Source organism: Rummeliibacillus sp. G93 (assembly GCF_023515935.1).
Classification (GTDB): domain Bacteria; phylum Bacillota; class Bacilli; order Bacillales_A; family Planococcaceae; genus Rummeliibacillus; species Rummeliibacillus stabekisii.
Genome location: NZ_CP097314.1, coordinates 1,584,208 through 1,596,970 on the forward strand (window position 1 = coordinate 1,584,208; position 12,763 = coordinate 1,596,970).

Below are 12,763 nucleotides of genomic sequence, written 5' to 3' on the forward strand. Positions count from 1 at the left end.
TAGTAGTTAGAGGAAGGGATTGATGTAATGCTAACGTTAACTATTAATAAGGAGAATAAGGATTATGTAGTAGAGTACCTTTCTAAGAAAGAAAAAGGGGTTTTATGGCTGTCTAAGGATTCCCTTTACGAATCTATTTACAAGCTAGGTCGCAACATTCATCTTAACGATGTGCATTTTCGTATAACGAAGGATTTGCGATTGCCTTTACTTTCTTTTCTGTCGATTGAATATCCTGGTGAACTTTATGAACACAAAATCACCATCATGGATTAAAAAATCAAAGCAAAATTCTAACTAGTATTCCTTGTCATTTCCTTATAATAGGCTGGGAAAATCCTTTCCTTTGGCAAAACCTACACTTTAGTGTAGGTTTTTTATTTTATCCGAAATCCTTTTTATTTGTATTTTAATTAAAATTCTGTTTATTCATTGACGTTTTTTATGTTAATGAATATAATGTAGTCAATACTATATATGAGCATTTGTTCATATATTGCTAGTGAAGTAATTAAGAGCTTAAGTTTGCATACATTTAACATATGAATATTTGATCATATATTATTGAGAGGTGATGGAAATGCAAATAAAAGTAAATAGCTTGGTTAAAAAGGGTAGGGATTGTATGAAAGAGCAGAAAAAAGAGAAAGGAGGGTGAATAAATTGGAAAACAAAAAAGTAAAGCATGAACTTCTGTTAGAAGGACTTGATTGTGCAAATTGCGCGATGAAAATTGAAAAAAGTGTAAATGGTATTCAATCCGTTACTTCGTGTAATGTTAATTTTGCCACGAAGACATTGACGATGGAGATGGATAAGGCAAAAGAAATAGATACCATTGCAGAAGCAAGGCGTAATATTCACAGGCTAGAGCCACACATCAATATATTAGAAAAAGGACGGAAAGCGAGAAATACTCATAACCACACTCTGTACTTGGATGGACTAGATTGTGCAAATTGCGCAGCAAAGATAGAAAAAAGTGTAGGAGAATTAGAAGGAGTTACCAGTTCTTCTGTAGATTTTGTATCGAAAAAATTAATAATAGAAGTTTCCGAATCCGCCACTTCGGAACAATTGGTGATAAATGAAGCAGTGAAGCTAATTAACCGGATTGAACCACACGTGAAAGCCATTGAAGAATACGACAAAGATCCACATGAACACAATCATGAAACTGGAAATACAAAAAAAGTGTTGGTTCGACTGGGAATTGGTATAGTTATAGGCTCGCTTGGTATGTTTACTCCTGTTTCAGGTATATATGAGTTAGCTCTATTTCTTCTTGCTTATTTAATCGTAGGTGGGGATGTCATCTATAGGGCCTTTAGGAATATCTTGCGTGGGCAAGTATTTGATGAGCATTTTCTTATGGCTCTTGCAACTATTGGCGCGTTTGCAATCAAGCAATATCCAGAAGGTGTGGCTGTTATGCTGTTCTACCAAGTGGGTGAATTATTCCAAGGCATTGCTGTAAACCGTTCTCGCAAATCCATTGGGGATTTGATGGATATCAGACCAGACTATGCCAACATAAAAGTCGGAAATGAAATAAAAAGAGTTTCGCCTGATGAAGTAAAGATTGGGGATATCATTGTCATTAAACCAGGCGAAAAGGTTCCATTAGATGGAAAGGTCATAGAAGGAAACTCCATGGTAGACACATCTGCGCTAACAGGTGAATCAGTTCCAAGAGAGGTGCAGTCTGGTTCTGATGTACTAAGTGGGTTTATCAATAAAAGTGGGCTATTGAGTGTAGAGGTAACTAAGGCATTTGGTGAGTCGACTGTTTCTAAAATACTAGATCTCGTACAAAATGCTAGCAGTCGAAAAGCACCAACCGAAAATTTTATTACGAAATTTGCTCGTTATTACACACCGGTTGTCGTTATTGTAGCTGCTGCATTAGCTTTCATACCACCGCTATTGTTAAATGGCGCAACTTTTTCGGATTGGATTTATCGGGCGCTGGTATTCTTAGTTATCTCTTGTCCTTGTGCGTTGGTGGTTTCTATTCCATTAGGATTCTTTGGGGGAATAGGAGCAGCATCTAAGATGGGTATCTTGGTCAAAGGAAGCAACTATTTAGAAGCTCTAAATAATGTGAAGTATGTTGTGTTCGACAAGACGGGTACCTTAACCAAAGGCGTATTTGAAGTCACGACCATTTGCCCATCTGGTAATATTTCGAAAGAAGACCTATTGGAATATGCTGCTTTTGCTGAAACTCATTCCAATCACCCAATCGCACAGTCAATACGAAATGCATATGGGAAAGAATTTAGCGTTGACAAGATACAAGAGTACAATGAAATTTCAGGCCACGGTACTGCTGTAACAGTTGATGGGAAAGAAATTTTAGCTGGAAATGCAAAACTAATGAACAAAGAAAACATAGCATTCAAGGAACCTAGTGAGATTGGAACGATTGTTCATATTGCCCTAAATCGTAATTATGCTGGGTATATTGTTATAGCAGATGAACTAAAAGAAGATTCTGTTCAAGCAGTTCGTTCTTTAAAAGAACTAGGCATAAAAAAGACCATCATGCTGACTGGTGATGCAGCATCTGTAGCGAAATCTGTGGGCGAGAAACTTGGGCTTGATGAGGTGCATGCTGAATTATTGCCGCAACACAAAGTAGAAGAAATCGAAAAAATTGATGCCCAGAAAAATCCTAAAGAAAAGTTAATTTTTGTTGGGGATGGTATCAATGATACACCTGTATTAGCTCGTGCTGATGTCGGAATGGCAATGGGAGGATTAGGATCAGATGCAGCGATTGAAGCAGCAGATATCGTTATAATGACCGATGAACCTTCTAAGATACCAGCAGCTATAGGTATTGCAAAACGGACACGAGTGATTGTGTGGCAAAATATTCTCTTTGCATTAGGTGTGAAAGGTATATTCCTGCTATTAGGTGCCTTTGGCATTGCCACTATGTGGGAAGCAGTATTCTCTGACGTTGGGGTTACATTGCTAGCTGTGTTAAATGCCATGCGTGTCCTTCGAGTACCGAACCGCTAATTTTCTATCGTGAGAACCCCAAAACTCTAAGTGTTAAAAGAGTTTTGGGGTTTTATTTATCATTAATGAGGGCTTTTTTAGTAGATTTTTAATTCAACAAAATAAAAAAAGTTTTAAAAATAGATTGACAGTCAAAAAAAATTCAATTACTATAAGCCTTAGCAAAATAAAGTTGCTCTTATTAAAAACCGTTGAGACGAGGGGTCTAAGATACGGTGGCAAACCAAACTGATATTTATCAGTTCATGGGGCTCAACCTGAGCACAAAATGTACAAAGTTTTGTGAACGATAAGAGGATAAGCAGTTGATATTAATCGAAGCTTTCCTTCTAATGGTTGGAGAGCTTTTTTGTATGCTAATATTTACATTTTTTAGTAGGAGAGGATTATATTGACTGAAAAAATTTTATTTACTTCGGAATCGGTGTCAGAAGGACATCCCGATAAAATCGCAGACCAAATCTCGGATGCTGTATTAGATGCAGCTTTAGCTCAAGATCCATTTTCAAGAGTTGCATGTGAAGTGTTTACGACAACAAATATGGTTATTATCGGGGGAGAAATCACAACTTCTGCCATATTAGATATTGAGAGAATTGCTCGTGACACATTACTTGAGATTGGTTACAGTGATGCACAATTCGGTATTGACGGACATACTTGCAATATTCAAGTACTTGTTCATACACAATCACCAGATATTGCAATGGGTGTCGATTCTTCAAGTGATCTAAAGGAGATTGGAGCAGGAGACCAAGGGATTATGTTTGGTTATGCAACGGATGAAACAGAAACATATATGCCGCTTGCAATTGAAATCGCTCATACCTTGATGAAAAAAGCTTCTTTCTTAAGAAAAATTGGAGACTTTAAATGGGCACGCCCAGATATGAAATCTCAAGTGACGATCGACTATACAAATCCGACTAAACCAAGAATAGAAACAATATTACTCTCTATTCAGCATGATGAAGATGTAAATATGGCTGAATTCAAGAATTATATAAACGAACAGATTGTACAAGAAACAATTCGCACATTTGGAATGAATGAAGATATAAATACATTAATTAATCCAACAGGACGTTTCGTTATTGGAGGTCCACATGGCGATGCAGGTCTTACCGGCCGTAAGATTATTGTTGATACTTATGGAGGAGCAGCAAAACACGGAGGCGGCGCTTTTTCAGGGAAAGATTGTACAAAAGTAGACCGCTCAGCAGCTTATGCAGCTCGTTATGTTGCTAAAAATATTGTAGCTGCTAAATTTGCCAAACGTTGTGAAATCCAGCTGTCTTACGCCATAGGGGTTAGTGAGCCAATAAGTATCGCGATTGATACCTTCGGAACAGAAACCGTAGATAAAGATCAACTACTGCAAGCTATTCGCAATACATTCGATTTAACACCTGGAGGTATTATCAATATGCTTAATCTTCGGAATCCTCAGTTCAAACAGGTAGCAGCATATGGACACTTTGGGCGACATGACTTAAATTTGCCATGGGAACAGCTTGATAAAGTAAGTGCTTTAAGGGAAGCCGTTGCAGGCGATTTAGCAGGAGCAACTCGTTAATGGCACAAGTGCTGCAAGAAATCCTTAACGAAAAATATGATATTTGTTCCCAAGAACGGATGCCGTTGTTTGAAGCCCTCGTTAACTATGCAAAGAAAAATACAACCCCTTTTGATGTGCCGGGGCATAAAATGGGAGCTTTAAAAAGCCCATTAAACGATGTCTTTAGTGACTTTACGATGAAAATGGATGTCAATTCGATGAAAGAATTGGATTTATTAAGCCATCCGTCATCAGTCATTCAAGAGGCACAACAGTTAGCAGCAGAAGCTTTTAGGGCAAAAGCGGCGTATTTTTTAGTCAATGGAACATCGATTGGTATCTTAGCTATGATTCTATCGGCGTGTAAGCCAGGGGATCATATACTGGTTCCTAGAAACTGTCATAAATCAGTAATGAATGGCATAATTTTGAGCGGCGCCTGTCCAGTATTTTTAGAGCCTGAAGTGGATCAACACTTTGGAATTTCCCATGGTGTCTCTGTAAGAACGATAGAAAAGGCGTTAACATTACATCCAAAGGCAAAAGCTTTGCTCGTTACGTATCCAACTTATTTTGGGACGATGAATGACTTGGAGAAAATTTGCACACTTGCACATAAGCAAAATATAGCAGTAATTGTGGATAGCGCCCATGGAACGCATTTATCATTTGTTGACTCTTTGCCCGACCCCATCCAAGCAGGAGCAGACTTGGTCACAATGAGTATGCATAAAACTGGTGGTTCGCTTACGCAAAGTTCTATCTTGCTTTTAAACAGCGATCGAATTTCGAGAGAACAAATTCAAAAATCATTGAATATGCTCCAATCGACAAGTGCTAGCTATCTTTTAATGAGTTCCTTGGATGTTGCTAGGCACGAGTTAGCATTATATGGTGCCATTCGTTATCATTCTTTAAAAGAAATCATTGAACAAACAATCATTGAAATAGAAGAACATACTTCCTTTGAAGTATTAAAGAATAGCTATGTAAAACATAGATTTAGTCAATTGCATGATTATACAAAGCTTGTCATCAGAGTGAATGAAAGCGGACTATCTGGTTTTGAAGTGTACACGCTTCTAAAAGAAAAATATAATATTCAAATGGAATTAGCAGAAGGTTATGTTGTTATGGCTGTAATCACTCCAGCTGATACAAAAGAATCTCTAGAAAAGCTAGTGACTGCTTTGGTTGATATTGAGCGCAAATACGGCAAAGGGAAAAGTATCCGATACCCGCATGTTACGCCTTTTAGTGCAAACACTTTACTTTTAACACCGAGAGAGGCTTACTATGCAGAACATGAAGAAATACCCATTCACGAAGCAATAGGAAGAATAAGTGCTGATTCTCTCATGATTTACCCACCAGGAATACCTCTTGTTATACCTGGAGAATACGTTTCAAAAGAAGTTATCGAACAGTATCATTATTATATCCAGAATTTTGGTAATATTTTATCAGATTCACCTAGAAAAAATCATATTACGGTCGTAAAGGAGAAAAAGTAAATGGGTTTAGAATTAAATACTTTAGGAAGACATGTATTAATTGAGTTATACGGGTGTCCAAGTGAAATAATAGAGAATAACGCATTAATTGAACAATATATGTGTGAAGCAGCAGACTATTCTGGTGCAACGATAGTTGAATCTGTTTTTCATCATTTCAATCCGTATGGAGTTTCGGGAGCTGTAATTATATCTGAATCTCATTTAACCATCCATACATGGCCTGAGTATGGTTTTGCATCTGTAGATGTTTATACGTGCGGGGAGTCAGTTAGCCCATGGAAGGCCGGAGATTACTTAGCTGAAAAGCTTAAAGCAAAAAAAGTGGAATCCTTTGATTTTCCTCGAGGAACCGTTGAAAAAATTCGCCAATTTGCTAATCGTGAATTAGGCAAAATTCAAGTGAAACCAGAAGAATATGAATTAGAAGGTGCAAAATAATGAATTGGTATACAGAACAATGGAGCGAAGACTGTAAGTTTTCAATTTCCTATGATGAGCATTTGCATAGTGAGCAATCGCCCTTTCAAAAAATCGATTTCTATAAAGGTAAAGAGTTTGGCACATTTTTCACACTTGATGGACTAATGATGGTAAATGAAAAAGACCAATTCATCTACCACGATATGATTGTCCATCCTGCTTTTGCTACAAACCCAAATATCAAGAAGGTTCTGATCATTGGGGGAGGGGATGGCGGTACAGCGCGTGAAGTATTGCGTTATCCTACAGTCGAAGAAGTAGTTATGGTGGAAATTGATGAGCGGGTGTTTCGCTTGTGCCAAGAATATTTACCTGTCACTGCTGAAGGGGTAGAAGAAGATCCGCGCATGTCTCTAAAATTTGAAGACGGCCTAGCTTATGTAAAAAAAGCTGCTGATGCATCATTTGACTTGATTATTGTGGACTCAACAGATCCAATTTCTGTGGGAGAAGGTTTGTTTACAACTGCCTTTTATCAAGAATGCTACAGAGTTTTAAATACTGATGGAATCTTAATCAATCAACATGAATCACCTTATTTTGCAGAGTATGCGGACAATATGAAAAAAGCAAGGCATAAACTATCAACCATTTTCCCAATTGCAGAAGTTTACCAATATCATATGCCAACATACCCTTCAGGCCATTGGCTATTCGGATTTGCATCAAAAACAAAACACCCAATTACTAATTTAGATGCACAAAAGTGGAATGCATTCGGGTTGAAAACGAAATATTATAATACAGATTTACACCTTGGGGCTTTTGCATTGCCTAGCTATGTAAGGGAGGCATTGAAGATTGCAAAGTAAAACAATGAATATATCAACATTTATTGGCTGTGACAACACCTATGAGGAGTCTGAACTGGCTCTATTTGGGATTCCATTTGATGGGACAACTAGTTTTCGTCCAGGTACCCGTTTTGCAATGCAAGCTATTCGCCCTGACTCATATGGGTTAGAAACGTATTCTCCTTACCTTGATCGAGACTTAGAAGATATTGCTGTGCATGATTCTGGCGATCTTGATTTACCACTTGGTAATACTGAAAAAACAATGAATGAAATTCTACTATTTACAAGAGGCCTTGTTAATGACGGGAAAAAGTTTGTAATGGTCGGTGGAGAGCACTTGGTAAGCTACCCAACCATCCAAGCCGCATACGAAAAATACCCGGATTTACATGTTATTCATATTGATGCACACACAGATCTTCGAGAAGACTATATGGGTGAAAAACTATCACATGCTTCTGTTATTAGACGTTGCCATGAATTCATAGGCGACGGACGCATCTTTCAATTTGGCATTCGTTCAGGCCTTAAAGAAGAATTCGAATGGGCGAAAGACCATACCTATATGGAACGTTTTTCAATAGAAACTTTACCTGAAATCGTAAAAAAATTAGAGAATCTTCCTATATATATAACTATCGATCTCGATGTATTAGATCCGGGCACTTTCCCAGGCACTGGAACACCTGAACCAGGTGGTATTACGTATAAAGAATTGTTAGCTGGATTAAAGGTACTTGATGATTTGAATCATGTGGTAGGAGCAGATGTTGTGGAGTTATCCCCTCCTTATGACCCAACAGGCGCATCCACTGCTATTGCATGTAAAACGATTCGTGAATTATTATTAATCGTAGGAAAATAGATTAAGAACACTGCCACACTTATTATAAGTGTGGCTTTTTTAGTAAATAGCTTCATCTTTAGAAAACTTCTTAGGCACACTTTTAGATATTTAACATAAAGTAACAAGGACGCATTTCAAAAAAAGAGATGCTTTTTTTTATATACTGTTTCTAACAATTTAAAAAACTCTTTACTAAATGAATATTTATGCTATTATATTTATAAATATAATATAAATTCAATTCAGTTAATAAGGAGGACATCATGGAGAGTTGGTTAGAATTATATGAACAGATGGGCGATTATCTAGCTCCTAGTATGGCAAAGGATCATCCAAATTTACCAGTGATAAAGGAAGAAGGGTGTTACTATTTTGGAGCAGACGGCAAGACATATCTTGATTTCACTGCAGGCATTGCTGTAGCAAATACTGGTCATCGTCATCCGAAAATTGTTCAAAGTATAAAAGATGCAGCAGATCAATTAGTCCATGGTCCATCTGGTGTTATTATGTATGAATCTATATTAAAGTTATCGAAGAATCTTGCGGAAATCACACCGGGAAATTTAGATTGTTTTTTCTATGGAAATAGTGGCACTGAAGCAATTGAAGGAGCAATCAAATTAGCGAAATTTACTACAGGGCGACCTTATATAATTTCTTTCACAGGTTGTTTTCATGGCCGTTCTCTTGGTGCATTAAGTGTGACAACATCCAAAAGTAAATACCGTAAATTTTTGAACCCATCTAATGTCTATTCGATACCGTATGCCAATGTAAATGAAGCTCCAACAGGCTTTGCTTCAGTTCAATATACGGTGGATCTGCTTGAGAAAAATGTAAAGACACTCTTTAAGCATCAGGTTACACCGGAAGAAGTGGCGGCATTTATCGTAGAGCCTGTGCTAGGTGAAGGGGGCTATATTATACCGCCGAAAGAATGGCTACAAAAACTCCGGGAACTTTGTAATCAGTATGGTATTTTGCTTATATTCGATGAAGTTCAAACTGGCTTCGGGCGCACAGGAGAATGGTTTGCTGCACAAACATTCGGTGTCACACCAGATATTATGGCAATAGCGAAGGGGGTTGCTTCAGGTCTGCCTCTAAGTGCAACTGTTGCAAGCCGAGAACTAATGGAGAAGTGGCCAATGGGCTCACATGGGACGACATTCGGTGGTAATCCAATTTCATGCTCAGTTGCTTTAACAACGCTTGAAGTAATGAAAGAAGAAAACTTGCTCGAGAATACAAAACAAGTAGGGGCTTATGCAGTCGAATTTTTAAAGGGCATTCAAGAAAAATATGACGTGGTCGGGGAAGTTCGAGCAATTGGCTTAATGATTGGTATTAACATAATCGATCCAAAAACAGGGTTAGGGGATGGGATAGCATTAAAGGAGATATTGGATAATGCACTAGAAGAAGGCGTCCTCTTTTATCTTTGTGGTAATGACAACGATGTGATACGAATGATACCGCCTTTAACAGTAACGAAAGAACAAATAGATGAGGGCTTAACAATGCTTGATCATGCAATACAAAAATATATGGATAAACGGAGTGAGTAGAATGAAAAAATGGTTATTTGCTGCAATAGCCTTGCTAGCAGTATTGTTGGTAGGCTGTGGAACAAAAGATACAGAGAAAAATTCAGATGCACAAGCAGAAAATAAAGAAAAAGTTCTTGTTATGGGCACAGCAGCAGACTATGCACCTTTCGAATATATTGATGCGAAAGTTTCTGATGAAATAATAGGTTTCGATATTGATCTAGCCAAAGCGGTTATGAAGAAATTAGGTTATCAAGTTCAAGTGAAGGATATGGAGTTTAGTAGCCTTATTCCTGCGCTTCAAGCGAACAAAGTAGATTTCGTACTTGCTGGTATGACGCCAAATGAAGAACGTGATAAGGTAGTAGATTTCTCAAGTTCCTACTATGATACAAAGGAATACATTCTTACTAAGAAAGGAAGCGGTATAGAAAAAGACTCAGATCTTGCAGGGAAAGTGTTGGGATCTCAAACTGCATCTATTCAAGAGAAATTAGCGAAAACATTAGCGAAAAAGTACAAAGGTGTTAAATTAGTAAGCCGAGATCGTATTCCTGAACTTGTGCAGGAAGTAAAGTTAGGGAGAATAGATGCCATCATAACAGAAGATATAGTAGCAGACAATTATCTAAAAGATAATAAGGATTTAACCTATTATGTTATTGAGGAGCAAGAAGATCAATCCAAATCAGCTGCTTTTCCTGAAGGTAGTAAACTAACAGAGAAATTTGACCGTGCTATGGAAGAGCTAGAAAAGGAAGGCAAAGTAGAAGAATTGAAGGTTAAATGGTTTAAAGTAAAGTAATCGTATGCCCTGTTTTCTTAACGAGAGCGGGGCTTTTTTGTATCTAATTAAGAATGGAGGTATACTAGAAGACGTATTTTCTGTTAAGGGTTGTGTTATTATGATGGTACTAACTACGATAGTCTGTATATTTATTCTCTTGAATTTATTTTTTAAAGTAAGTGAAGTTTCTATTCCTACACCTGCAGGAGCTGTGGTGATGGCAATGGGGATTTTATCAATCGGTATTATTCAGTTATTTCCCCATTATCATGAAGTGATTGGTTTGATATATGCTTGTGTTTTATTCATCATCTATACTTTACTATTTGTTTTATTGCTTCTCAATCTAAAGAAAGGAGATTTTGCAAAGAAACATATTATAGACCCAATCAACAGTTTTGGAATAGGGACATGGATTGCTGCTACATCCATTGTTTTATTGAATATGGACAATCACTTATCTCAGATGAAATGGGATCAAATATTTCTCTATTCTATGGCTATTCTTCTGTATGTAGGATATATTGTCATAGTAGTTCGGAATTACTTATTTTTATTTAAAAATAAATCTTTTGCAAATAAGATAAATGGTGTAGCACTATTGCCAAGCGTAGCGACCCAATCGTTAGTGATTGCAGGTTTTATATTATTCCCGGACCTATTTAATAAAGGGAGTATTTCATTCATTTTGCTTATAGATCTGATCTTTTACTGCCTGAGCATATGGCTTTTTATAAGAGCGATGCGTTCACAATCATTTCGTGAACAGATAAAAGAGTGGAAAAGCACAAATTGTATTATTCACGGAGCTCTTTCAATCACTGGATTATCGTTATGTATTACGAAAATATCAGACGGCAAAAGCTTATTTGTACTTTGGATTATTGTCTCACTTATATTTCTTATAGTAGAGAGCATTGAAATATTACGTTTAATTGAACGGTTGAAGGCATATGGAATAAAAAAGGGCGTACTTCAATACCAAACTTCACAATGGGCAAGAAACTTTACATTTGGTATGTACTTAAGCTTTACGATGCATTTGCCGACGGGTCCATTAAGTTCAATTAGATATTACATTATCGATGTAGGGAAATATGTGGTCATAGGTTTCTTTTTGTTTGAAGCCATACTAATGGTAAGTTGTTTATTAAAGGTAAAAATTTACAAATTACGATAGAGGTAATATAAAGCATTTAACCAGTACCTAAATGGAACTGGTTTTTTATGCATAAAAACAATAGATATAGAAGTGCCTTTGTTAGCTTTAAAAAAGCTAAGAAAGGTTACAATAATCATATAATTCAATTATAAAAAAACGCGGTATTGCCTTAAACACCGCGTTTTTTATCTAAGCATAGTTAATCTGCAGGTCTAGGTCCTCTAGAGCCTTTTTTATTTTCTGAAGTTATAATTGGCTTAACAGTTATGTCTTCAATGACACGAATTTGACAAGATAAACGTAAACAGTCTTCATATAAATTCTCGTCAATATTCTTAATAGCAAAGGCGTTTTTTTCTACTTTCGAAATATCTTTGTATTCTCCAGCTAAGACTTCCACTCTACAAGTAGTACATTTAGCTTTTCCGCCACACTGGTGAAAGATTTCTATTCCATTATCTTCAAGGGCTAAAACTAATTTTTTACCAGCTTCAACTTCAAATGTTTCTCCTCCAAGTACTGTGACAAGTGGCATTGATGAATACTCCTTTCAATTTCCTCATAATCAGGTTTTGCGAAGTAAATGTTAATATCAGTTTGTATTAATCTGACTATTCTCATACAAAAAACATTCATTGATGGAATGCATAAGCTATCGTTTTAATGAGTGTCCGAATGGTGGTTAGTTTGAAGAAGGGTTTTCAAATGTAGGTAAATTTAATTTGGCTAGCTGTATAAAATAAATTTCATACAGGATAATGAAGAATACGCCAATGCATGGGATGGCAATAAATTAACGTAATAAACTCGTTGACATCATAAAATACAGATTGGAAATGCAGAGTATCACGACTAAATGAGTTTTCTGATAGAAACCTGGCGGAATCTTGCTTTAGACTGCCTTCATAACATTATCAATTGAATCCGAAATGATTATTGCCTGAGGAATAAGGTAATTAGACAAAATTATACAAATGTAATTGTAATTATTTAAAGATTCTGTTAATATATTTTTAATAGATTATATTTATT

General features: G+C 36.6%; 11 protein-coding genes. 10 read left to right on the plus strand and 1 reads right to left on the minus strand.

The features are described 5' to 3' along the window. The first annotated feature begins 27 nt into the window (after positions 1 to 27). From M2M59_RS07865 to M2M59_RS07910, 10 genes are all read left to right on the plus strand, one after another. On the plus strand, positions 28 to 276 hold the full coding sequence (locus M2M59_RS07865; protein WP_147193494.1) for a hypothetical protein: 249 nt from the start codon (positions 28 to 30) through the stop codon (positions 274 to 276). Positions 277 to 663: 387 nt separating this feature from the next. Continuing rightward, positions 664 to 3,030: a heavy metal translocating P-type ATPase gene (locus tag M2M59_RS07870; RefSeq protein ID WP_249775931.1), complete on the plus strand. Its 2,367-nt coding sequence runs from the start codon at positions 664 to 666 to the stop codon at positions 3,028 to 3,030. A 388-nt stretch (positions 3,031 to 3,418) separates the two neighbouring features. Continuing rightward, positions 3,419 to 4,606 (plus strand): methionine adenosyltransferase, encoded by a 1,188-nt coding sequence (gene metK / locus M2M59_RS07875; protein WP_249775987.1) that lies wholly within the window; start codon positions 3,419 to 3,421, stop codon positions 4,604 to 4,606. Continuing rightward, positions 4,606 to 6,102: an aminotransferase class I/II-fold pyridoxal phosphate-dependent enzyme gene (locus M2M59_RS07880; protein WP_249775932.1), complete on the plus strand. Its 1,497-nt coding sequence runs from the start codon at positions 4,606 to 4,608 to the stop codon at positions 6,100 to 6,102. Before metK ends, M2M59_RS07880 begins: the two co-directional genes overlap by 1 nt. Then, positions 6,103 to 6,543 carry an adenosylmethionine decarboxylase gene (speD, locus tag M2M59_RS07885; protein WP_066787050.1) on the plus strand — a complete coding sequence of 147 codons (441 nt, stop codon included), beginning with the start codon at positions 6,103 to 6,105 and terminating at the stop codon, positions 6,541 to 6,543. Beyond that, positions 6,543 to 7,397 carry a polyamine aminopropyltransferase gene (gene speE, locus M2M59_RS07890; protein ID WP_147193491.1) on the plus strand — a complete coding sequence of 285 codons (855 nt, stop codon included), beginning with the start codon at positions 6,543 to 6,545 and terminating at the stop codon, positions 7,395 to 7,397. Before speD ends, speE begins: the two co-directional genes overlap by 1 nt. A 4-nt stretch (positions 7,398 to 7,401) precedes the next feature. Continuing rightward, on the plus strand, positions 7,402 to 8,247 hold the full coding sequence (gene speB / locus M2M59_RS07895) for an agmatinase (protein WP_249775988.1): 846 nt from the start codon (positions 7,402 to 7,404) through the stop codon (positions 8,245 to 8,247). A gap of 245 nt (positions 8,248 to 8,492) precedes the next feature. Continuing rightward, entirely contained in the window at positions 8,493 to 9,800 is a 1,308-nt protein-coding gene (locus tag M2M59_RS07900) for an aspartate aminotransferase family protein (RefSeq protein ID WP_249775933.1), read from the plus strand. 1 nt (position 9,801) lies between these two features. After that, positions 9,802 to 10,587: a transporter substrate-binding domain-containing protein gene (locus M2M59_RS07905; RefSeq protein WP_249775934.1), complete on the plus strand. Its 786-nt coding sequence runs from the start codon at positions 9,802 to 9,804 to the stop codon at positions 10,585 to 10,587. Between the two features lie 100 nt (positions 10,588 to 10,687). Next, positions 10,688 to 11,749: an SLAC1 family transporter gene (locus M2M59_RS07910; RefSeq protein WP_249775935.1), complete on the plus strand. Its 1,062-nt coding sequence runs from the start codon at positions 10,688 to 10,690 to the stop codon at positions 11,747 to 11,749. 181 nt (positions 11,750 to 11,930) lie between these two features. Here M2M59_RS07910 and M2M59_RS07915 read toward each other — a convergent pair whose 3' ends face one another. After that, a complete protein-coding gene (locus tag M2M59_RS07915; RefSeq protein WP_147193485.1) occupies positions 11,931 to 12,266 on the minus strand; it encodes a 2Fe-2S iron-sulfur cluster-binding protein in 336 nt (111 codons plus the stop codon). Positions 12,267 to 12,763: the final 497 nt, after the last annotated feature.

Coding starts and splice junctions, on each gene's coding strand:
- M2M59_RS07865 (WP_147193494.1), top strand. CDS start 28: ATGCTAACGTTAACTATTAATAAGGAGAATAAGGATTATGTAGTAGAG.
- M2M59_RS07880 (WP_249775932.1), top strand. CDS start 4,606: ATGGCACAAGTGCTGCAAGAAATCCTTAACGAAAAATATGATATTTGT.
- speD (WP_066787050.1), top strand. CDS start 6,103: ATGGGTTTAGAATTAAATACTTTAGGAAGACATGTATTAATTGAGTTA.
- speE (WP_147193491.1), top strand. CDS start 6,543: ATGAATTGGTATACAGAACAATGGAGCGAAGACTGTAAGTTTTCAATT.
- speB (WP_249775988.1), top strand. CDS start 7,402: ATGAATATATCAACATTTATTGGCTGTGACAACACCTATGAGGAGTCT.
- M2M59_RS07900 (WP_249775933.1), top strand. CDS start 8,493: ATGGAGAGTTGGTTAGAATTATATGAACAGATGGGCGATTATCTAGCT.
- M2M59_RS07905 (WP_249775934.1), top strand. CDS start 9,802: ATGAAAAAATGGTTATTTGCTGCAATAGCCTTGCTAGCAGTATTGTTG.
- M2M59_RS07910 (WP_249775935.1), top strand. CDS start 10,688: ATGATGGTACTAACTACGATAGTCTGTATATTTATTCTCTTGAATTTA.
- M2M59_RS07915 (WP_147193485.1), bottom strand. CDS start 12,266: ATGCCACTTGTCACAGTACTTGGAGGAGAAACATTTGAAGTTGAAGCT.